Genomic DNA, 20,427 nt, shown 5'->3' with positions numbered 1-20,427 from the left:
TTAACCATACCGGCGGTAGACATGGTCAACGATTTCTTCACATAGATGACCAAAGTGCTAACAGACGCTCGCTCTATCCGCATCAAGGGCCGCTCTTTCCTGGCGGTCATGCTGTCCCCGGACCTGCCGATCGATGATTGGCTGACCAGACTGGACGATCTGGCTGCCCGTTCGGCCGGCTTCTTCCTCGGACGGCCTGTCGTGCTCGATTTGACGGATCTGCAAATCGACCGGCCGCAGTTGAAAGACCTCATCGCCGAACTTGCCAAGCGCAATGTCAGCATCATGGGGATCGAGGGCGCCCGCCCGTCGATCCTCGGCGCGGGCATGCCTCCGGCGCTGAAAGGCGGCCGCTCCGCTTCCGACATCGAGGTTCAGGCGAATGAGCCTGCCGATCCGGTGGCCAAGCCGACAGCGACCGAGACCCGCCCGGCAACGACGACGCAATCCATCGTCATCAGGGAACCGGTGCGCTCGGGGCAGTCGGTGATTTTCCCGGAAGGCGACGTCACCGTCATAGGATCTGTTGCCTCGGGCGCCGAGGTCATCGCCGGCGGCTCCGTCCATATCTACGGCGCGTTGCGCGGCCGGGCCATGGCAGGCTCCATCGGCAACGCGTCGGCGCGGATCTTTTGCCGCAAGCTCGAAGCCGAACTGGTGGCGATCGACGGCATCTACAAAATGGCGGAAGACATGGCCCCCAATCTTCGCGGACAGGCTGTTCAGCTCTGGCTCGAAGAGGACGCGATCATGGCGGAAAAACTGATCTGACCCGGCTGCGGCCACGGCAAAGGAGAGAGAAATGGGGAAAGTGATCGTCGTCACGTCAGGCAAGGGCGGGGTCGGAAAGACGACCTCGACCGCCGCTTTGGGAGCGGCGCTGGCGCAACGCAATGAAAAGGTCGTCGTCGTTGATTTCGACGTCGGCTTACGCAATCTCGACCTCGTGATGGGCGCAGAGCGCAGGGTCGTCTACGACCTGATCAACGTCATCCAGGGGGACGCCAAGCTCACCCAGGCGTTGATCCGCGACAAGCGGCTGGAGACGCTGTTCCTGCTGCCGGCCTCTCAAACCCGCGACAAGGACAATCTGACGGCCGAGGGCGTCGAGCGCGTCATCAACGATCTGAAGCGCTACTTCGACTGGATCATCTGCGACAGCCCCGCCGGGATCGAGCGCGGCGCAACGCTTGCCATGCGCCATGCCGACGTTGCCGTGGTCGTCACCAACCCGGAAGTCTCGTCGGTGCGCGACTCCGACCGCATCATCGGCCTGCTCGATGCCAAGACCGCCAAGGCCGAACGCGGCGAGCGGATGGAAAAGCACCTGCTGCTCACCCGGTACGACGCCAACCGCGCCGAACGCGGAGACATGCTGAAGGTCGACGACGTCCTGGAGATCCTCTCCATCCCGCTCCTCGGCATCGTGCCGGAGAGCATGGACGTCCTGCGTGCGTCCAACATCGGTGCGCCGGTCACGCTGGCGGAAAGCCGCAGCGCGGCTGCGATGGCTTATTTCGATGCCGCGCGCCGGCTCGCCGGCGAAACCTTGCCGATCACGATCCCCGAGGAAAAGCGCAATCTTTTCGGCAAGATCTTCGGACGGAGGGCAGCATGAATATCTTCCGTCTTTTCAACAAGCAGAGAACGGCACCCGCCGCCCGCGAACGCTTGCAGGTGCTCCTTGCACACGAACGCTCATCGGCAGGATCGGACCTTGTTTCGCTGCTGCGCGAGGAAATCCTTGCGGTAATCGCAAAGCATGTCGAGCTCGACCACGACAAGGTGCAGGTGACGATCGACCGCAACGAGTTTGTCTCCACTCTTGAGATCGACGTCGAAATCCCGCTGAACGCGGCCGTACAGGCCGCTTGAGGCATTATCCGGGAGGCGACGGACGGAACCGATCGTCGTCTCCTGAACGCGAAGTGGGTTACGATCGGGGGCGCGTCTTCTGCGGATCGTAATGCGAAAGCGGCACGATTGTCGCCGGCAGGCGCTTCTGGTGGCCGTCGAGCTTGCCGATCTCGACCTCGGTGCCGGGGCTTGCATGCATCACGTCGATGCGGGCGAGCGCGATCGTCTTGCCGAGAACAGGCGAGCGCGTGGCGCTGGTGACGACGCCGATCTGGGCACGGCCGATGTGGATGCAGTCACCATGACCGACCGCCTCGTTCGCCTGGATATCAAGGCCGACGAGCAGATGGCGCGGATGTTCCTTGCGCCGGATCAGCGCCTCGCGGCCAATGAAATCGTCCTGCTTGGATTTCAGCGGCACTGTGAAGCCGATGCCGGCCTCGAACGGATCCGTCTGGTCGGTGAATTCGTGATGGGCGAAGATCAGGCCCGCCTCGATGCGGACCACGTCGAGTGCCCCCAGCCCCATTGGCTTCAGCCCGTGCGGCTGGCCTGCCTCCCAAACGGCATCGAACACCGTGACCGCATCCTTCGGATGACAAAAGATCTCGTAGCCGAGTTCGCCGGTATAGCCCGTGCGCGAGATTACCACCGGGGCGCCCTCGAATCCGCCGATGCGACCGACTGTGAAGCGGAACCATTCGAGTTCGCCGATCGCGGGCTGGCGCGGCGCCGTCCAGATGATCTCCTTCAGGATATCGCGGCTCCTGGGGCCTTGCAGCGCAATATTGTGCAATTGATCGGTCGATGAGCGGACCCAGGCGTTGAAGCCCTTCTTCTCGGCTTGCTGACGCAGCCATATGCCGCTGAAATCATCGCCGCCGATCCAGCGGAAGTTCTTCTCGCCGAGCCTGAAGAGCGTGCCGTCGTCGATCATGCCGCCATTTTCGTAGCACATGGCGGAATAGACGACCTGGCCGGTCGAGAGTTTTCGCACGTCGCGCGTCAGGCAGTATTGCAGCAGTTCCTCGGCGTCCGGACCTGTCACTTCGAACTTCCGTAAGGGCGAGAGATCGATGACGGCGGCGCGCTCGCGGCAGGCCCAGTATTCCTCGACCGGTCCTTCGGACGAGAAGCGGTTCGGCAGCCAGTAGCCGCGATATTCCGTATAATCTCGCGTCAACGCCGAAAGGCGGGGATGGAAGGCGGTTTCGCGCGTCAGTTCGGCTTCGGCATCTGGGGTCATGCGATAGGCTACCGCTCGTGAGAATTTCTCTTTTCCGGAAAAAGTGCGGACGTGGATATCCGTCGGATCCCAGCCGTTCGCCGCATCGATATCGTCCGGACAGGACGACGAGACGCAAATGAGATCGGTCAGCGCCCGCATCAGCACGTAATCGCCGGGACGCGACCAGGGCTCGTCGAGATAGAGCTGGTTGTTGTGATCGATATTGGTGTTGTAGAAATAGTTCAGCGCTTCCCAGCCCTTGCGCCCGGCAATGCCGTAAGGCGCCAGCGCCGCGTTGAAGTTGTCCGTGCAGTTGACGTGGCCGGGATAACCCATATCGTCGTAATAGCGCGAATTGCAGGCCGTCGCGAAGGCGTCGTGGCGGCCGACGGTATCCTGGACGATCTCGACCAGCGGCTCGAAGTCGCGGTCGAAGGCCTTGGACGGCAGGCCGGGCGTGGGATAGCTGCGGCCGAGCAGCGTGCGGGTGACGGTCGAATCGAGCGCAAGATCGAGGCCCTTGTCGACCTTGCGGGCGGCAAAGGCCTGGAAATCGGTGCACTGACGCCCATAGACATCGATGATCTGGATGAATTCGCCGGCGCGCACGAAATAGGCGGCGGCGCTCGCCGCCCGGATGCGGATATCCTCGATCGGATCGGCCGCCGGTTCCGGCAGGGCGGAGGCATAGTCGCGGATCAGCAGGCTGCGCTTGATCCGGATCTCGATCGGGGTCGCCGTGTCCTGCCCCTCCGGCGACATGGCGCCAGCGGGTGCCGCGACGATCAGCAGACCCTTCATGGCAATGGTGAACTCCGCCCGGCTGCCCGGCGTCGATCCTGCGCCGAAGACGCGGAGCGCTGCGGCGGCTGCGAGATCCGCGCCGCGCCGCTGAAGTGCCGCGCGCGTGCGGGCAGCACTCTCATCCTCCGCCTGAAGAATGGCCTTCAAACCCTCGGCTGCATTGCTGAATGCCATTCCGAGACCGGCTGCCTGGAAGTAGCCTTTTTCGTCAAGGAAGGAGAGCTCACAAATCTGCCCGCCTTCGCTATCGATGACGCTCACGCGGTCGCCCGCCTCCACGCGCACGACGACCGATCCGCCACCCTTTGCACGGTAGCGTTCAGTGCCCTCCGGCAGGGCTGGATTACCGGGATAATGGACGAGGCTCGGAACGATCGTTCGGGGGCCTGGCATGACAGGATGAAGTTCTCGCATTCTGCCCTCTTGGGGGATCGGCATGCCCTTCGGCATGCGCCCATACAGGTTACAAAATGCCTGTGGAAAGTAAAGTCATGTTGACTAAAAAGAAAATATCTTCACTATGCATCAAGAGTTCAGACTCGGAGAATCCGTCGGGAGTGCGGATCGCAAAAATCATCCGAGCGGGCTTGAGACTGTCAGGGAGACACGTTCAGGGAGACGTACAGAGATACGTCCGGAACAATCGAATGGGGAATTTCGCCGATGACAGATATTGTGGAGGCCGGAATTGCATCCGGCACCGAAGGTAAGCTTATACGCGCACTCGACTGGAAGGGCGCATTCTGGGTGGCCGCGGGCGTGCCGCCGCTCGTTCTCTTCTCCATCGGCGGCATTGCAGGCACGACGGGCAAGCTCGCCTTCGTCGTCTGGATCATCTCGATGGTGATGGGTTTCCTGCAATCCTTCACCTATGCCGAGATCGCCGGCATGTTCGGGAATAAATCGGGCGGGGCCTCCGTCTACGGCGCCACCGCCTGGCTGCGCTATTCGAAATTCGTCGCGCCGCTGTCGGTCTGGTGCAACTGGTTTGCATGGTCGCCGGTGCTTTCACTCGGCTGCGCCATCGCCGCCGGCTACATCCTCAATGCATTCTATCCAATTCCGGCGGCGGATTCGCAGATGGTCCTCGACTGGATCTCGGCGCATGCCGCGTCCGTTACGGCCGACAGCCCCCGCGTCGCCGAATATATTGCAGCCCATGCCGGCACCACGCCTGAAGACGCCATCAAGGCGTTGCTCGGCGCCGACGGTGTCGCGGCGCTTACGCCGGCGATCCGCAATTGGTCGCTCGTCAGCTTCAACATTCCCTTCCTCGCCACCGCCAACATCAACGCCACCTTCTTCATCGGCGGCATCCTGATGCTGATCATCTTCGCCATCCAGCATCGCGGCATCTCGGAGACCGCAAGCGTGCAGAAATGGCTGGCGATCATCGTGCTGGTGCCGCTGCTGATCATCGGCCTCTACCCGATCATCAGCGGCCAGGTCGTCGCCGCCAACGTCACCGGCCTCGTGCCGCCGACGGCCGCCTATACTGCCTCCGACGGCACCTGGAGCAACGGCGGTTGGACGCTCTTCCTCGGCGGTCTCTATATCGCCGCGTGGTCGACCTACGGCTTCGAGACGGCCGTCTGCTACACCCGGGAACTGAAGAACCCGAAGACCGACACATTCAAGGCGATCTTCTATTCCGGCCTTGCCTGCTGCCTGTTCTTCTTCCTGGTACCCTTCGCCTTCCAGGGCGTTCTCGGCCACGCCGGTATGCTGGCTCCCGGCATCGTCGACGGCACAGGTGTTGCCGAAGCGCTCGGCGGCCTGATCGGCGCGGGCCGGGTCATCACCCAATTGCTCGTCGTCCTCATGATCTTGGCGCTCTTCCTCGCCATCATGACGGCGATGGCCGGTTCCTCGCGCACGCTCTACCAGGGCTCGAAGGACGGCTGGCTGCCGAAATATCTCGACCATGCCAACGAGCACGGAGCCCCGACGCGGGCCATGTGGACCGACTTCGCCTTTAACCTCTTCCTCCTGGCGATCGCTTCGGATACCGGCGGCTATTTCTTCGTGCTTGCCGTCTCGAATGTCGGCTACATCATCTTCAACTTCCTGAACTTGAATTCCGGCTGGATCCACCGGATAGATTCCGGCCACATCGAACGTCCCTGGAAGGCGCCGAGCTGGCTGATCGGCCTCAACACGGTGCTTGCTTTCGTCAACGCGCTCTTTCTCGGCGCCGGCGCCAAGGTCTGGGGTTACTCCAATGCCCTCTGGGTCGGGTTCATCTTCGCCGCCCTTATCCTGCCGGTCTTCGCCTATCGCCACTATGTGCGTGACGGCGGCAAGTTCCCGGCAGGCGCGATGGAGGATCTCGGCCTCATCGGGCAGGATCTCGGCGTCAAGAAAGCTGGCATGCTGCCCTATCTCGCACTCGCCGGGGGCCTGGCGATCGTCCTTTTCGCTAATTGGTTCTTTCAGCTTCCGGCTTAAAATCGCCTCCCAAGCAGAAAAGCCGCCAAGCCGCCATGGAAACATGGCGGCTTTTTCATGCCCTGATTCCTTGATTTGATCCGGATGAGGGTCAGCCGATCCGACGTAGGGGCAAACCCATTCCACCACCGTCAGACAATGGTCTCGCCGCCGTCGACGACGAGAATCTGCCCGGTCATGTAGGACGAGCGGTCCGAGACCAGGAAGAGAATGGGCTCGGCGATTTCGGAGACATCAGCCCAGCGTCCGAGCGGCACCTTCTCGGCGACATAGGCCTCGATCGCGCCACGCCCGCCCATCTGGGCGATGAAGGGTTCGTTGAACGGCGTATCCACCCAGCCCGGGCAGAGCGCGTTGACGCGGATGCCGAACCTGGCGTAGTCGCCGGCCATCTGCCGGGTCATTGCGATGACCGCATGTTTCGTCGTCGTATAGGCGATCATCTCGCGATCGTAGAGTACGCCCGACGAGGAAGAGGTGTTGAGGATGACGCCACGGCCCGCCTTCTTCATCAGCGGCATGACGAAGCGAGCCGCCATGAAATGCGCTCGGACATTCAGGCTCCAGGACCTGTCGAAACCCTCGACAGCCACCTGCTCCAGATCGCCCGCCACCTGTGCGCCGGCATGATTGTGGAGGATGTCTATCCGGCCGTGACGTTTGGCGACCGCAGCGATGCCGGCTTCGAGTGCCGTGTCGTCGGTGACGTCGAGAACAAGGCACTCAGCCCTGCCGCCGGCGGCCTCAATCCGGCCGACGGTTTCGGCGGCACTGGCGGCATTCAGGTCGGCCACGACGACGAGAGCACCTTCTCCTGCCATGATCAGCGCGCCGGCCTGGCCAATGCCCGAGCCCGCTCCGGTGACGATCGCGACGCGATTTTCAAGAATCATTGGTGTTTCCCGTTCAGTTTGTTGTTTTCTCGCGCATCAGAAAGCGCGCGATGAGGATCAGTCCCAGCGATGCGACAAGCACCATCGTGGCAATGGCGTTGATCTCCGGCGTCACGCCACGACGGATCGAGGCGAAGACATAAATCGGCAGTGTTGTGTTCGAACCTGCGACGAAAAAGGCGATGATGAAATCGTCGAAGGAGAAGGTGAAGGCGAGCAGGAAACCGGCCAGGATTGACGGCAGTATCTGCGGCAGCACAATCTGGCGAAAAGTGGTGAAAGGCGTGGCGTAAAGATCGCTCGACGCTTCGACGATGTCACGGCCCAGGCCGGCGATGCGTGCTTTGACGATCATTGTGACCAGCGCCATGGTGAAGAGGCCGTGGGCGGCGATGATCGAGCCGTAGCCGAGCGAAAGCTTTGGCGCTTGGTCGCCTGGCCAGACGGCGGCGATCAGTGGATTGACGAAGCCGAAGACCTCGACCAGAGCCACCAGCGTCGCAATGCCGATGACGACGCCGGGAACGACGATCGCCGCAGCGAACAGCCCGTCGAAGACCGCTCGCGCCCGGGCGCCGAGCCGCTCCATGCCGATCGCCGCCATCGTGCCGAAAATGGCGGCCAGCCCGGCACTGGTAAAGGCGATGGCCAGGCTGTTCTGCAGCGCTTCCATCAGGAAGGTGTTGGCGAGCGCCTTACCATACCATTGCGTCGAGAAGCCGGTGAACTCGCTGGCATTGCGGCCGGCATTAAAGGAGAACAGCACGACAAGCACGATCGGCGTGTAGAGGAACAGGTAGACTGCGGTGACCAGCGCGCGCATCAGACGAGATCCACCTGGCGGGTACCGGCAACACGCCAGGCGATGCGCATGGCGATCAACAGCACGATGACGACGACAACGACGAGGGTGACGGCGATTGCAGAGCCGAACGGCCAGTTGCGCGACTGCAGGAATAGGTCGACCAACGCATTGCCGATGAAGAAGACTTTGCCGCCGCCAAGCAACTGCGGGATCAAATATTCGCCGAGCAGCAGAATGGTAACGAGGGCGACGCCGGTCATCACGCCTGGAAGCGACAGAGGCAGCGTGATGCCGAAAAAGGTTGAAAGCGGCCGCGCGCCGAGATCGGCGGAGGCCTCCAGAAGACGGCGGTCGAGCTTTTCGAGGCTGACATAGATCGGCATGATCATCAGCGGCAGGTAGCCGTAGACGATGCCGAGCAGCACGGCGCCCGGTGTGTTCAGCAGCCTGACATTTTCGATTCCGACCACCTCCAAGAGATGCGGAATGCCGCGCGCGCCTAAGATGTACATCCAGGCGTAGGTGCGCACGAGAAGGCTCGTCCAGAAGGGCACGACTACGAGGGAGACCAGCAGCAGCCGGTATTTGGCGCTCGCCTTGACGGCCAGGTAATAGGCAACCGGATAGGCGACGAGCAGGCAGGCTAAGGCGCCGATCGGCGCAAGGATGAGCGTGTTCTTGAAGGCTGCGGCGCGCGAACCGAGATTGGCAAACTGCGCAAAGGTAAAAGCCGCCTGATACCCACCTTCGGGCGCCCGCTCGCCGAAGGCAAAGACGATGATGGCGATGAAGGGCAGCACCAGGAACACGAACAGCCAGATGCTGGCCGGCGCAACGAGCGCTGTGGTGACGAGGTGTTTTTTCGTGTTCGGTGCAAGGGGCATTTCAGTTCGATTGTCTCAATGTTCGTTGAATGGCCTATACATTTCCTCCCGCTCCCTCTTCTCCCCAGCGGGGAGAAGGTGGCCCGCAGGGTCGGATGAGGGGGCGACACGGCAGAACGCCAACCAGCCTTCGCCTCTGCTCAGGCTGCGCTTCGCTAGGGCTCTTCGCGCCCCCTCATCGCCTCGCTTACGCTCCGGCACTTCTCCCCGCTGGGGAGAAGAGGCGAGAGGCGCGGATCACTCCCAAAGGGAAGCGGCGGCGAACAAATCAAGCCGACTTGAAACGCGCCATCAGCTCCGCCCGGCCGGGATCAGTCAACGTCACCGCCGCGCCGAATTCCAGCGCCGTCAATGACGCCTCGTCCGGATAGACGATCTTGTTCGCCGTGATCTCCTTCGGAAGCAGTGCGATGACCCGGCTGTCAGTCGTCGGTGCGCCGTTGGCGACGTGCTCCTTGACGGCATTGGCCGGATCCATGAGGTAGTTGAGCAGCGCGTAACCCGCCGCCTTGTTCGGCGCGTCCTTCGGGATCGCGTAATAGTCGGTCCAGATCTCGCCGCCGTCGGTGCCAAGCACATAGGCGATCTCGGGGACGTCACGGTTGAGCTGCGCCCCGTCGTTGGTCCAGCACATGGTGAGCCAGGCGTCGGTGGCGCGCATGGCCGGTTGGTAGTCGCTGTTGATGGCGAAAAGGTGCGGTTTGACTTTGATCAGCAGTTCCTCGGCCTTGGCGAGTTCGTCCGCCTTGATCGAGTTGAAGCCATAGCCGAGCGAGACCAGCGCGCTGCCGATCGTCGTCAGCTGGTAATCGTGCACCATGGCACGGCCATCGGCCTCCGTCTGGGCGACCTCGAAGAAATCCTTCCAGCTCGACAGCTTGGTCTTGATCTTCGATGTATTGACCGAGAAGCCGGTCGTGCCCCAGTTCTTCGGCACCGCATAGGTCTTGCCGTCGATCATGCCTTCCTTGGTGAAGCGCGGATTTTCCGTCGCCTGGCTGAAATTCGGGATCTTGGAGAGATCGAGTTCGTCGATCAGGTCGAGCTTGTGGTGGGTGGAGATCGTGTAATTGGTCGGCACGAAGAGCGACCAGCCGGAGGCGCCCGCCTGAAGCTTGGCCAGCATTTCCTCGTTGGAGCCGAAGACGTTGACCTCGACGGCAACGCCGGTCGCCGCCTTGAAATTCTCGAAGGTCGCAGGGTCGTGGTAATTCGGCCAGGTGGCGATCGACATCTGGGTACCGAGGTCCTCGGCGTAGGCGGGCGTCGACAGGGCACCGGGGAAACGCGACAGCACGGCGGTCGCCAGCCCGAGGCCGGTGACGCCGAGGAAGTGACGGCGGCTGACGGAGCCGCGCTTGAGGCGCATGAACTCGTCCATGAAGCCTTCAGGGGTAATAGGCAGATGATCCTTGTAGTCCTTGCTCATGATGCTGTTCCCTTGTTCTGGTTTATGCATTCGATGCTGAAGAAACCTGGGGTGAAGAAATCTCGCCTGGAAAAACGTGGGCCGTATCGGGATCGAAGCCGAGGAAGACCGCTTCACCCGGCTCGACCAGATCGCTCTCATTCATGCCGCGCCGGTCAGCGGTGACGAGGAAATCGCCGAGACCCGGAACAGTGACGGCATATTCGGCCGAAGAGCCGAGGAAGATGCGGTGCGTGACCGTGCCGGCAAAGGACGTGCCGCCGACCGCAGCCCGCGTCAGCCGGATCGCCTCGGGACGGATCGCAACGATCACGTCGCCCGTCGCAAGGCCAGGCCGGGCACTGGATGCAAGCGCCGAACCGTCGCCAAGGCGCAGCGTCGTGCCGCCGGTTTCCATTGTCGCACCGATCCGGTTGGTCTTGCCGACGAAATCGGCGACGAAAAGATCGGCCGGGCGGTCGTAGACCTCCTGCGGCGTGCCGAGCTGACGAATGCGCCCGGCGCTCATGACGCAGACGACGTCCGCCATCGACAGCGCTTCTTCCTGATCGTGGGTGACGAGCACGAAGGTGATGCCGAGCTCGCGCTGCAGCGTCTGCAATTCGATCTGCATGGCCGAGCGCAGCTTCTTGTCGAGCGCGGCCAGCGGCTCGTCAAGCAGCAGCACCGAAGGCCGGTTGACGATCGCCCGCGCCAAGGCCACTCGCTGCTGCTGGCCGCCGGACATCTCGTGGATGCGCCGCTTGGCGAAACCGCCGAGCCGCACCATCTCGAGCGCCTCTGCCGCGCGGCGATTGATCTCCGCCGCCGCAATCCTTGGCCGCATCTGCCGCAAGCCATAGGCGACGTTCTGTTCGACGTTGAAATGCGGAAACAGAGCGTAATGCTGGAAGACCATGTTGACGGGGCGGCGATAGGCCGGAACGCCGTTCATCTCCCGCCCGTCGATCAGCACGGCGCCCTCGCTCGGCTGCTCGAAGCCGCCGATCATGCGCAGACACGTTGTCTTGCCGCAGCCGGAGGGGCCGAGCAGAGCGAGGAAAGCGCCCTTCGGTACATTCAGATTTATGTCGGTCACGGCGGTCACCGCGCCATAATTCTTGGTGACCGAACGGAATTCGATATCGTTCGTCGAAGCGGATGCCACGCGTCTGTTCCCTGCGGTTGGTTGGTAAGGGCAGTCTAGCGCTGCCTTTTTGCCACCGTCGTTGGGGAAAGAGTAAGCCGGGGCCCTCGGCGCGGTATATACCCCGAAAGAGGTATTCTGCCTCACATCTCTTCGTGGAAGGTGTATATGAAACTTAGCGTATTCCGGCTGAGACTGTTTGGGGAGGCTATTGATGAGCATTGATCTCGAGGCGCTGTTTCAGGCTTTCGACGTCACCGTCGGAAAGCCCGCCATGGCGGATGCGGAGTTTGGAGAGACGTTCCGCCGGATGATGGCGGCGCTGGTGCGCTTCGATTATGTCGTGGTTTTTGCCTATCGCGGCAAGGAGCGGCCGATCGATCTCTACAGCACCTTCGATCCTGACGAAAATGTCGTTTTCGTCATCCTCTATCAGGTCGGTCCCTACCTACTCGATCCGTTTTACCATACCGCCCGCGCGCGCCGCCCGGGCGTCTTCCGCATGCGCGAGCTGGCTCCCGACCGCTTCTTCTCCAGCGAATATTACCGGAGCTACTATGTCCAGACGGGACTTGCCGAAGAGATCGGCTTCTTCGTGACAATCGACGACGACATCACCGTCGTGCTGTCGCTGATGCGCCGGGAAAAGACCGGCCCGTTTCCGCCGGCTGAATTCGCGCTTCTGAAAAAGGCCGAACCTTTGGTGGCGAGCCTTGTCCGGCATTTCTGGCCGGGGCTCGGCGCCCGCTTCGACGCGCAACGCGATGTCGGCTTGCGAAAGGGGAGGAAAAGCGGTGCGGCGGCGCAGGCGCTGCAGCCGGCCGACACTGTCTGGCGCGACCTCAAGTTGACGAGCCGCGAAACCGCGATCGTCGATCTGGTATTGCAGGGACATTCGTCGGAATCGATCGGCCTCAGGCTCAACATCTCGACGGGCACGGTGAAGGTCCATCGCCGCAACGTCTACCGCAAGCTCGGCATCTCCTCGCAGACGCAGCTTTTATCGATCTACCTGAAGACATTGGGCAGCACGGGCGACCGACCAGCAGCCCAAAGCACGAGTCGATAAGCCTCAACTCGGACAGCCTGTCCGCTTCGGCATGAAGCAGACAGGCTTCGTTCAGTTGCGGCCGGAGGGCTCAGCGGCCGCCTTCGATCTTGCGGTGGCGCTGATTGGTGCCGCCCTTGCCATAGGGATAGTCCAGAGGTTGCGGGGCGCTGACCTCGTTGAGCCTCACCATCTCCTCCTTGGAGAGCTCGACCTTCATCGCGCCGAGGTTGTCGGCGAGCTGTTCGGGCGTGCGGGCGCCGAGGATGACCGAGGTGACGGCCGGCTGCGCCGCCGTCCAGGCGAGCGCTACCTGCGCCATGCTGACACCGCGGGCTTTGGCGATCTCCTCGACCGCGCCTATGATCGCCCAGGTGCGTTCCTGAGCGTTGCGCGGCGCATAGGATTCGCTGCCGCGATTGGGGTTCTCGCCAAGGCGGGTGGCGCCGGTCGGCATCTCGTCGCGCTTGTACTTGCCGGTCAGCCAGCCGCCGCCGAGCGGCGACCAGGGCAAGAGGCCCATTCCTGCATCCTGACAGGCCGCGACGATTTCGAACTCGATGTCGCGCGCCAACAGGCTATATTGCGGCTGTAGCGTCACCGGACGCGTATAGCCGCGCGCCTTGGCAATCTCAGACGCCTTGGCGATGTGCCAGCCGACATAGTTGGAGAAGCCATAATAGCCGATCTTGCCTGATGAAACCGCATCGTCGAGGAAGCGCAGCGTCTCCTCGATCGGCGTCAGCGCGTCCCAGGCGTGCATCTGATAGAGGTCGATCTGTTCGAGGCCGAGGCGGCGGAGCGAATCGTCGAGCGCCTGGCCGAGATGGCGGCGCGACAGGCCGATATCGTTGGGACCGTTGCCCATCGGAAAACGCCCCTTGGTGGCGACGATCGCCTGGCGTGCTTCGGTCGGACGCGCCTTCAGCCAGCGTCCGATGATCTCTTCCGACTTGCCGGCGCTGTAGACGTCGGCGGTGTCGATGAAATTGCCGCCCCAGGCGAAATAATCGTCGAGCAGCTTGTGCGAGGCCGTTTCGTCAGCCTCCGCGCCAAAGGTCATGGTGCCCAGGCAATAGGCGGTGACGACGGTCCCGCTCGGACCGAGCTTGCGATAATCCATGTCTTCCTCCTCATGCGGATACCCGCGGCCGACGCGCAAAATCGTCGGGTAGAAGCCGGGGCTCCTGCAATCAATGACAATATCGTGCTTGAAGCGGCCTCTGCCGCTGGATGAGGTACAGCGCCCCGGGCTGGGTAGCGCGGGGGCGAGGGCAGAATAACCAATCCCATCCGTGCGACAAGTGGGAAAAAATATTTCCGCCTGCCGTCGCGGCCGGCAGCCGCTATGGATTTCCCGACGACGCGCCGACGATCCGGTCGGCTGCGGCAACGCCGGTCTCGTAAGCGCCATGCGCGGTCGAATAACGCGAGCGCGAACAGGCTTCGCCGGCAAAGAAAATCCGCCCGTCATGCGGCGCGGCGAGGATCCCGCGCAGATCGGAGGCGCCGGGTTGCGCATAAGAATAGGAGCCGCCGATATACGGCGTCGCGGCCCAGGCCGAAATCGCCGCGACAGACAACTGCTTGCGGATGTCGGTGCCGAATTGTGCCGCCAGCTCATCCGCGGCGAAGGAAAAGGCAGCCTCCGACCCCGCCCGCTCCAGATCATGGGCGAGATCGCCGGCAAAATAGGCTTCGATGACGGGAGCGCCGAACGGCCGCAGCTGATAAGTGCCGGTCGCACCGCGACTGGTCGAGCCGAGCATATGCGTATCCACCGGCAGCGCCTCCGGATCGGCGAGGCTGAGGAAGAGCTTGTCGGCGAGCCCCAGCGGCAAACGAGCTGCCGCTTCGATCTTGTCGGGCAGGGGAGGGTCGAAGGCGATCCTGCCGGCGGCAAGCACATTCGTCGAAACGGTGACAATCACAGTCCGGGTGGTGATCACTCCCTGGTTCGTCTCGATGCTGATACGGCCGGCATGGCGGTGATCGACGCGCATAGCTTCGACGCCGAGCATTGACCGGACCGGCGCGCCATAAAGCGAGATCAATGTTCCGTAGCCCTGCCGCACACGCCAGTCGGGACCGGCGCCGGGATCATATCTGTTGTAGTCGGCGATCGACGAGCGCTCCAATTCTGCGCCGGTGATGTAAGTGCCGATCGCCCGGATCTGGCCGTTCCAGCGACCGCCGGGCAGGAGCTTTGCTGCCAGGTCGCTATCGTTGCCTTCATGGCTTTCGAGGCGTTCGAAATAAGCGCCGATCGCCTGCTGCGCGGCCTGGGTCTCCGCATCGTCGCGCCGAAGCCGCCGGCCGCCGTTCCAGGGCGCCGGCGAGCGGTCGACCGTCAGTCCGACCTCGCCGGCAATCGCCGTCCAGGCATTGGTCCGCGCCCCGTGCAGCCAGCCGCAACCGAGATCGAAACCCAGATCGCCGGCTCCGGGCAGCCCGACCGTCCAGGCTCGGCCACCCAGACGATCGCCGGCTTCGAGCAAGAGGACGGAAAGACCGGGACGGATGGCGAGCAGGCGGCGGGCAGCGGCAATACCGGCAGCACCGGCGCCGATGATGACGACGTCTTCGTCGGCGTCCTTGATGTCGTCACGAGGCATGGTTTCTCCTTCCGCCGCTGACACTCAGCTAAACTTTCCTGTCCATGAAAGGCAAGGGCTGGGCATAGCGCGCCGCGGGCGATGGATTCGCCCGCGCCTCCGTGACATACAAGTTCCATGAGCGTGCACAGAGATTCGCAACTCGACATGTTTGCCAAGGCATCGCCCGCGATGGCCGAAGCACGCGGCACGGCGCGCCGGCGGCCGTCACCGCCAGCGGCCCGCTGCGATGAAGACATGGCGCGCGCACTTGAGGAGAGCGGCAATTATCGCATCCTGAGGAAACTCGCCGCCCGGCCGGTCGCGGCAGCGAGACGGCCGGGGTTTTCACGGCTCGGCGTCATCGTCGATACGGAGACGACAGGGCTCAACCACCGCAGCGACGAGATCATCGAAATCGGCGCGGTCGCCTTCACCTTCAACGATGACGGCGCGGTCGGCGATGTGGTCGGCATCTATGGCGGCCTGCAGCAGCCGTCCAGGCCGATCCCGCCCGACATCACCAGGCTGACCGGGATTACCGACGTCATGGTCGAAGGACAGATCATCGACCTGGCGTCGCTGAGTGCCCTGATTGAACCGGCGGACCTCATCATTGCCCACAATGCCGGGTTCGACCGGCCGTTCTGCGAAGCCTTCTCACCCATCTTCGCCGGCAAGGCCTGGGCGTGCTCAGTTTCGGAGATCGACTGGAGCGCCCGCGGTTTCGAGGGCACGAAGCTCGGTTATCTCGTCGGCCAGGCCGGCTATTTCCACGAAGGCCACCGCGCGGTGGACGATTGCCACGCGCTCCTGGAGATCCTCGATCGACAGCAAGGCGACGGTGAAAACCCCTTCGCCGAGCTTCACCGCGCCAGCCAACGCTGCCGCATCCGCATCTTTGCCGAACACAGCCCGTTCGAGATGAAGGATCATCTGAAGGCAAGGGGCTACCGCTGGTCTGATGGAAGCGATGGCCGCCTGAAATCCTGGTGGATCGAAGTCGGCGAAGACGATCTCGGTGACGAGCTTTCCTATCTGCGGTCGGACATCTACCGGTGGAAGGAGGCCGATCCGCCGCTCGTCCGGCTGACGGCCTTCGACCGCTTCAAAGCCTGACTTCAACCGCTGCTCTTTAGAACCCATGCAGATATCGCATAGGTGCAGTGCCGCATTGGCGCTGCAACAATCGCAGGGCTCGTATTATATACAGCGCATCGAAGCGAACGAAGCGCCAAGGACTGGCAGCTAGGCTTCGAAAGCCCACGGAAAGGGGATCATCATGAACGTAGCACGCTCTTTCAACAATTGGCGCAAGTACCGTCAGACGGTCGCTGAACTGGGCCGTATGTCCACGCGCGAACTGGACGACCTCGGCATCGGCCGCGGCGACATCCGCAACGTTGCGCGCGCAGCCATCGCCCGCTAACGGCCAGACAGACCACCATTTTCGAGACTTGCCCAGCGCCTGCTTCCTCCCGAGCGGGCGCTTTGCTTTTTGCGCTTGCCCGTCAGACGGCGAGCTGCCCGCTTTTCGCATAACGCATAGCTGCCCTGCAAAGAAATGCCTATCATCTGAGCAGGAAATAAGTATGATTATTCCATCGAAGCGATGCACCTCCTCCCGCATCCCTTCGAACATGCAGGCGCCCCATCCTCCTCCCAGGGTCGCTTGCGGGAACGGCAGCACTCCTCCTCCCAGCTGTCGTTCGGTTTTTATCGAAAGCCTGCCGCACCTCCTCCCGCGGCAGGCTTTTTTCGTTTTGGCCGAGGAATGTCCGGCCGCGCCGAAAGCCGCTTGCGATCGCTTCACGTCTGCTCAGCCGAGTCCGGGACAAACCTGTTGACACCAAACTTGTCGTACAACTATGTAACCAGACGGATACCGCCGCAGCGGAAGACGCCTGATAGACCGGCTTGCGCAATAGCGACGATGCGTGACGACAACGAAGCTGAAGGAAAACTGACATGCAGATCGACGTGAGGCACGCCTCCCATCCCGAGGCCGTGCGCGAATACGACACCGAAACGCTGCGGCGTCACTTTCTGGTCGAGACCGTCTTTGCGGGCGGTGAGATCCGGCTGACATATTCCCATTACGACCGGATGGTTATTGGCGGCGCCACGCCGCTTGGCACCGCGCTGACGCTGACGGCGCCGACGGCGATCGGCCAGGAGACCTTCCTTGCCGAGCGTGAACTCGGCGCCCTGAACATTGGCGGCGCCGGCCGCATCATCGTAGACGGCGCCAGCTACGACCTTGCCAAATATGATTGCCTCTATGCCGGCAAAGGTGCCAAGGACATCCGGTTCCAGAGCGCCGATGCCGCCGATCCGGCGAAATTCTATCTGGTCTCCACGCCGGCGCACCAGACGCACCCGACCGTGCTGCTCACCCGCGAAAAGGCGCGCCACCTGACGCCGGGCGAAGCCGCGACGGCCAACAAGCGGTCGATCTACCAGTTCATCCATCCGGAAGTCTGCCAGTCCTGCCAGCTCACCCTCGGCTTCACCATGATCGAGGCGGGCAGCGTCTGGAACACCATGCCGGCTCATACGCATGACCGCCGCATGGAAGCCTATCTCTATTTCGATCTCGAATCCGACCAGCGTGTCTTCCACTTCATGGGCGAGCCGCAGCAGACCCGGCATATGTTGGTCGCCAACGAGCAGGCGGTGATCTCGCCGCCCTGGTCGATCCATTCGGGCGCCGGCACCAAGAATTACAGCTTCATCTGGGCGATGGCCGGCGACAACAAGAGCTTCACCGACATGGATCATATCGCCATTGCGGATCTGAGGTGAGCACCGTGGCAAATCCCTTCGACCTCTCCGGCAGGACCGCCGTCGTCACCGGCGCCAATACCGGCATCGGCCAGGCCATCGCGGCCGCCCTGGCCGAGGCTGGCGCCTCGATCGTTGCGGTCGGTCGCTCCTCGATGGAGGAAACCGAGGCACTGGTGCGGCAGGCAGGAAGCCGCTTCCATGTCATCAAGGCCGATCTCGGCACCATTGAGCCGGTCAAGGGGATCGTCGCCGAGACGATCCAGACCCTCGGCGGCCTCGACATTCTCGTCAACAATGCCGGCATCATCCGCCGTGCCGATGCGCTCGACTTCACCGAGGAAGATTGGGACGCGGTGATCGACGTCAACCTGAAGACGGCCTTCTTCCTGTCGCAGGCGGCCGGCCGCCACATGGTCGAGAAGGGCAGGGGCAAGATCATCAACATCGCCTCGCTGCTCTCCTTTCAGGGCGGCATCCGCATCCCGTCCTATACGGCCTCGAAAAGCGGGCTTGCCGGGCTGACGAAGCTGCTCGCCTGCGAATGGGCCGGCAAGGGGGTTAACGTCAACGCCATCGCGCCGGGTTATTTCGTCACCAACAACACGACAGCGCTGCGTGAGGATCCCGATCGCAACGCCGCCATCCTGGCCCGTATTCCGGCGGGACGCTGGGGAACGCCGTCCGAACTTGGCGGTGCTGCCGTGTTCCTGGCATCGCCTGCATCCGATTACGTGCACGGAACAGTGCTGCCCGTCGACGGCGGCTGGCTGGCGCGGTGATCGCTTTCGCCGACTGACGAAGCATAGAGTCTCGGCTCGCGTCTTTGCCTTTCCGGCCGGCATGCGTTAGCAAAAGCATACCGGCCGGCGCAGCCGCCCCGAAAGGCAGGATTTGACAAGGGATGACGGACAAGGACAACGCGCTTTTCAGCACCATTCGCCAGCCGTCGAACCTGCGCAGCAACCTTGCCGATACGCTGACGGCGCAAATCGAGTCCGGTGACCTCAAGCCGGGCCAGCGCCTGCCCACCGAACAGGCGATCATGGCGGCGACCGGCGTCAGCCGCACGATCGTGCGTGAGGCGCTCGCCACCCTGCGCGCCAAAGGACTGATCACCACGCACCAGGGCCTCGGGGCTTTCGTCTCGGACGATCCGACACCGAGATCCTTCTCCATCATTCCCAATGACCTGCAGTCGATCGATGAGGTTCTGAGGGTGCTGGAACTGCGCATGGGGGTCGAATATGAGGCGGCCGGTCTGGCCGCGCTGCGGCGCACGCCGGAAGATATCGACCGCATGCAGGACCGGCTCGATGCGCTCGACCGGGCGCTGGAAGAGGGCGGATACGGCGCAGAGGAGGATTACGCCTTCCACCGGTCGATCCTGGTCGCGACGCAGAATTCCTACTATGGCCGCCTCTTCGATACATTCGGCAACCTCATGGTGCCGCGGCAATGGGCGCGCTTGGACAAGATGACGGCTGCGGAGCGCAAGCGCCATGCCGCCCGCATGCGCAGGGAACATCACGCCATATTCACGGCGATCCGCGACGGCAACGAAGCGGCCGCGCGCCGTGCCATCCGCAGCCATCTGTCGAAGAGTGCGGCCCGGTTCGAGGAACTGCGCGATGCGACCGGCCTGTCCTGAACGTTCGCATCTTGAGGACGTTGCGTGATTTCCCGCTGAACAACGCAAATGAAGAAAAAGCGTTACATGACGCCCTCATCGGATAGCCAAATCCGCAATTGGCCGACCGGCTTGAAACCCAGTTTCGTCATTTCGTCTAGTGGTTCATCACGCTCGTATCCGACAAGCGGCAGATCGGGTGAAAAGGCGACAGTGGCCAACGAGGTGGCATCCCGGAAGACCTGCGGCGTGCCAGCCAAGCTAAAGATATTGGAGATTCCGACAGCCTCGGGTGATCGATTTACGATGCAGCCGGCGTCAAAGCCGTCACCGGCCCATCGGCCATAGATATGTATGTCGGGATCGGAAAGCAGAGCCAGTGTGAAGACGTTGGCATCTGTGGGGCTGCCCGACTCTTTCCACGAATATTCCCAGCGCTCCAGGGCCGCCCCGTCGCGAATGCGTGCCCAATCTTGCGGCGCATGCGCTGAAATTCTGTGAGGTTCAGCCCAAATCCATGATGCGGAGAACAACAACCGGAACCCTTTGCCGACGAGATCGAGCCTGGAAAACCCGTCTTTGAAATCCGGGCGCCGTCCCAGCCGATCTGTCAGCCGACCGATTTCAACCAGCTGTTCCTCCATTGCATCCGGGTCGAGTGTCGTCATGCTGGAATAGTATGGCGGTGCGATCGCGTCGCTTGACCAAAATGCGCTGGTGCGTTGATCAGGCAGTCCATGGGCACGGAAAACCGCCTGATACAGATCTGCATTGTTAGCGGCACAAATACGCGCCTTTTCGGCATCGGAACGGGCCGTGTGTTTCAGGATTTTGCTTTGTGAGGAGTTGCCTATCATAAGAAACTCTGTTGCTCGGGGCGGCGCGGAATCCCCCATT

At 62.5% G+C, this 20,427-nt stretch carries 19 protein-coding genes; 10 read left to right on the top strand and 9 right to left on the bottom strand.

The window, feature by feature from the left end; all coding sequences use genetic code 11:
• The first annotated feature begins 45 nt into the window (after positions 1-45).
• The 3 genes from minC to minE are packed head-to-tail and all read left to right on the top strand — an operon-like array spanning position 46 to position 1,875.
• A complete protein-coding gene (gene minC / locus QWJ46_RS03115) occupies positions 46-771 on the top strand; it encodes a septum site-determining protein MinC (RefSeq protein ID WP_302748953.1) in 726 nt (241 codons plus the stop codon).
• Positions 772-802: 31 nt separating this feature from the next.
• Positions 803-1,618 carry a septum site-determining protein MinD gene (gene minD, locus QWJ46_RS03110; protein WP_064684611.1) on the top strand — a complete coding sequence of 272 codons (816 nt, stop codon included), beginning with the start codon at positions 803-805 and terminating at the stop codon, positions 1,616-1,618.
• Positions 1,615-1,875 carry a cell division topological specificity factor MinE gene (gene minE, locus QWJ46_RS03105; protein ID WP_011428260.1) on the top strand — a complete coding sequence of 87 codons (261 nt, stop codon included), beginning with the start codon at positions 1,615-1,617 and terminating at the stop codon, positions 1,873-1,875. Before minD ends, minE begins: the two co-directional genes overlap by 4 nt.
• A gap of 58 nt (positions 1,876-1,933) precedes the next feature.
• Here minE and QWJ46_RS03100 read toward each other — a convergent pair whose 3' ends face one another.
• Positions 1,934-4,303 (bottom strand): DUF1989 domain-containing protein, encoded by a 2,370-nt coding sequence (locus tag QWJ46_RS03100; RefSeq protein ID WP_302748952.1) that lies wholly within the window; start codon positions 4,301-4,303, stop codon positions 1,934-1,936.
• 249 nt (positions 4,304-4,552) lie between these two features.
• On the opposite strand from QWJ46_RS03100, the gene QWJ46_RS03095 reads away from it, so the two are divergent.
• Positions 4,553-6,337: an APC family permease gene (locus QWJ46_RS03095; RefSeq protein WP_302748951.1), complete on the top strand. Its 1,785-nt coding sequence runs from the start codon at positions 4,553-4,555 to the stop codon at positions 6,335-6,337.
• Between the two features lie 131 nt (positions 6,338-6,468).
• On the opposite strand, the gene QWJ46_RS03090 is transcribed toward QWJ46_RS03095, so the two are convergent.
• The 5 genes from QWJ46_RS03090 to QWJ46_RS03070 form a co-directional block, all read right to left on the bottom strand.
• Positions 6,469-7,230, bottom strand: coding sequence for an SDR family NAD(P)-dependent oxidoreductase (locus tag QWJ46_RS03090; RefSeq protein ID WP_302748950.1), 762 nt, complete (start codon positions 7,228-7,230; stop codon positions 6,469-6,471).
• A gap of 13 nt (positions 7,231-7,243) precedes the next feature.
• Positions 7,244-8,053, bottom strand: a complete 810-nt coding sequence (locus QWJ46_RS03085; protein ID WP_184458576.1) for an ABC transporter permease — start codon at positions 8,051-8,053, stop codon at positions 7,244-7,246.
• Complete coding sequence (locus QWJ46_RS03080) at positions 8,053-8,919, bottom strand: ABC transporter permease (RefSeq protein WP_302748949.1); 867 nt, start codon at positions 8,917-8,919, stop codon at positions 8,053-8,055. Before QWJ46_RS03080 ends, QWJ46_RS03085 begins: the two co-directional genes overlap by 1 nt.
• A gap of 268 nt (positions 8,920-9,187) precedes the next feature.
• A complete protein-coding gene (locus QWJ46_RS03075; protein ID WP_302748948.1) occupies positions 9,188-10,348 on the bottom strand; it encodes a PotD/PotF family extracellular solute-binding protein in 1,161 nt (386 codons plus the stop codon).
• A 22-nt stretch (positions 10,349-10,370) separates the two neighbouring features.
• Positions 10,371-11,495 (bottom strand): ABC transporter ATP-binding protein, encoded by a 1,125-nt coding sequence (locus QWJ46_RS03070; RefSeq protein WP_302748947.1) that lies wholly within the window; start codon positions 11,493-11,495, stop codon positions 10,371-10,373.
• Between the two features lie 193 nt (positions 11,496-11,688).
• Here QWJ46_RS03070 and QWJ46_RS03065 point away from each other — a divergent pair, with 193 nt between their 5' ends.
• Complete coding sequence (locus QWJ46_RS03065; protein WP_302748946.1) at positions 11,689-12,543, top strand: helix-turn-helix transcriptional regulator; 855 nt, start codon at positions 11,689-11,691, stop codon at positions 12,541-12,543.
• A gap of 70 nt (positions 12,544-12,613) precedes the next feature.
• Here QWJ46_RS03065 and QWJ46_RS03060 read toward each other — a convergent pair whose 3' ends face one another.
• Together QWJ46_RS03060 and QWJ46_RS03055 are read right to left on the bottom strand one after the other, a co-directional pair.
• Positions 12,614-13,645 carry an aldo/keto reductase gene (locus QWJ46_RS03060; RefSeq protein ID WP_302748945.1) on the bottom strand — a complete coding sequence of 344 codons (1,032 nt, stop codon included), beginning with the start codon at positions 13,643-13,645 and terminating at the stop codon, positions 12,614-12,616.
• A gap of 223 nt (positions 13,646-13,868) precedes the next feature.
• Complete coding sequence (locus tag QWJ46_RS03055) at positions 13,869-15,137, bottom strand: NAD(P)/FAD-dependent oxidoreductase (protein WP_302748944.1); 1,269 nt, start codon at positions 15,135-15,137, stop codon at positions 13,869-13,871.
• A 117-nt stretch (positions 15,138-15,254) separates the two neighbouring features.
• Between QWJ46_RS03055 and QWJ46_RS03050 the strand changes: the two genes are divergently transcribed.
• The 5 genes from QWJ46_RS03050 to QWJ46_RS03030 all read left to right on the top strand — a co-directional run bounded on the left by QWJ46_RS03050 (position 15,255) and on the right by QWJ46_RS03030 (position 19,551).
• Entirely contained in the window at positions 15,255-16,235 is a 981-nt protein-coding gene (locus QWJ46_RS03050) for a 3'-5' exonuclease (RefSeq protein WP_302748943.1), read from the top strand.
• Positions 16,236-16,398: 163 nt separating this feature from the next.
• Positions 16,399-16,545: a DUF1127 domain-containing protein gene (locus QWJ46_RS03045; RefSeq protein ID WP_011428254.1), complete on the top strand. Its 147-nt coding sequence runs from the start codon at positions 16,399-16,401 to the stop codon at positions 16,543-16,545.
• Between the two features lie 539 nt (positions 16,546-17,084).
• Entirely contained in the window at positions 17,085-17,921 is an 837-nt protein-coding gene (kduI, locus tag QWJ46_RS03040; protein ID WP_302748942.1) for a 5-dehydro-4-deoxy-D-glucuronate isomerase, read from the top strand.
• Entirely contained in the window at positions 17,918-18,682 is a 765-nt protein-coding gene (gene kduD / locus QWJ46_RS03035) for a 2-dehydro-3-deoxy-D-gluconate 5-dehydrogenase KduD (RefSeq protein WP_302748941.1), read from the top strand. Before kduI ends, kduD begins: the two co-directional genes overlap by 4 nt.
• Positions 18,683-18,804: 122 nt before the next feature.
• On the top strand, positions 18,805-19,551 hold the full coding sequence (locus tag QWJ46_RS03030; RefSeq protein ID WP_184458586.1) for a FadR/GntR family transcriptional regulator: 747 nt from the start codon (positions 18,805-18,807) through the stop codon (positions 19,549-19,551).
• A gap of 62 nt (positions 19,552-19,613) precedes the next feature.
• Here QWJ46_RS03030 and QWJ46_RS03025 read toward each other — a convergent pair whose 3' ends face one another.
• Positions 19,614-20,387, bottom strand: a complete 774-nt coding sequence (locus QWJ46_RS03025; RefSeq protein WP_302748940.1) for a hypothetical protein — start codon at positions 20,385-20,387, stop codon at positions 19,614-19,616.
• Between the last annotated feature and the right edge of the window lie 40 nt (positions 20,388-20,427).

It is taken from the genome of Rhizobium sp. CBN3, from assembly GCF_030518245.1.
GTDB lineage: Bacteria > Pseudomonadota > Alphaproteobacteria > Rhizobiales > Rhizobiaceae > Rhizobium > Rhizobium aethiopicum_A.
Note: the sequence above shows the minus strand (reverse complement) of the source record. Positions and strands in the feature narration are given on the sequence as shown.

What these genes read in the sequence shown, in the direction of transcription:
- minC (WP_302748953.1), top strand. Translation starts at nt 46, where the DNA reads ATGACCAAAGTGCTAACAGACGCTCGCTCTATCCGCATCAAGGGCCGC.
- minD (WP_064684611.1), top strand. Translation starts at nt 803, where the DNA reads ATGGGGAAAGTGATCGTCGTCACGTCAGGCAAGGGCGGGGTCGGAAAG.
- minE (WP_011428260.1), top strand. Translation starts at nt 1,615, where the DNA reads ATGAATATCTTCCGTCTTTTCAACAAGCAGAGAACGGCACCCGCCGCC.
- QWJ46_RS03100 (WP_302748952.1), bottom strand. Translation starts at nt 4,303, where the DNA reads ATGCGAGAACTTCATCCTGTCATGCCAGGCCCCCGAACGATCGTTCCG.
- QWJ46_RS03095 (WP_302748951.1), top strand. Translation starts at nt 4,553, where the DNA reads ATGACAGATATTGTGGAGGCCGGAATTGCATCCGGCACCGAAGGTAAG.
- QWJ46_RS03090 (WP_302748950.1), bottom strand. Translation starts at nt 7,230, where the DNA reads ATGATTCTTGAAAATCGCGTCGCGATCGTCACCGGAGCGGGCTCGGGC.
- QWJ46_RS03085 (WP_184458576.1), bottom strand. Translation starts at nt 8,053, where the DNA reads ATGCGCGCGCTGGTCACCGCAGTCTACCTGTTCCTCTACACGCCGATC.
- QWJ46_RS03080 (WP_302748949.1), bottom strand. Translation starts at nt 8,919, where the DNA reads ATGCCCCTTGCACCGAACACGAAAAAACACCTCGTCACCACAGCGCTC.
- QWJ46_RS03075 (WP_302748948.1), bottom strand. Translation starts at nt 10,348, where the DNA reads ATGAGCAAGGACTACAAGGATCATCTGCCTATTACCCCTGAAGGCTTC.
- QWJ46_RS03065 (WP_302748946.1), top strand. Translation starts at nt 11,689, where the DNA reads ATGAGCATTGATCTCGAGGCGCTGTTTCAGGCTTTCGACGTCACCGTC.
- QWJ46_RS03060 (WP_302748945.1), bottom strand. Translation starts at nt 13,645, where the DNA reads ATGGATTATCGCAAGCTCGGTCCGAGCGGGACCGTCGTCACCGCCTAT.
- QWJ46_RS03055 (WP_302748944.1), bottom strand. Translation starts at nt 15,137, where the DNA reads ATGCCTCGTGACGACATCAAGGACGCCGACGAAGACGTCGTCATCATC.
- QWJ46_RS03050 (WP_302748943.1), top strand. Translation starts at nt 15,255, where the DNA reads ATGAGCGTGCACAGAGATTCGCAACTCGACATGTTTGCCAAGGCATCG.
- QWJ46_RS03045 (WP_011428254.1), top strand. Translation starts at nt 16,399, where the DNA reads ATGAACGTAGCACGCTCTTTCAACAATTGGCGCAAGTACCGTCAGACG.
- kduI (WP_302748942.1), top strand. Translation starts at nt 17,085, where the DNA reads ATGCAGATCGACGTGAGGCACGCCTCCCATCCCGAGGCCGTGCGCGAA.
- QWJ46_RS03030 (WP_184458586.1), top strand. Translation starts at nt 18,805, where the DNA reads ATGACGGACAAGGACAACGCGCTTTTCAGCACCATTCGCCAGCCGTCG.
- QWJ46_RS03025 (WP_302748940.1), bottom strand. Translation starts at nt 20,387, where the DNA reads ATGATAGGCAACTCCTCACAAAGCAAAATCCTGAAACACACGGCCCGT.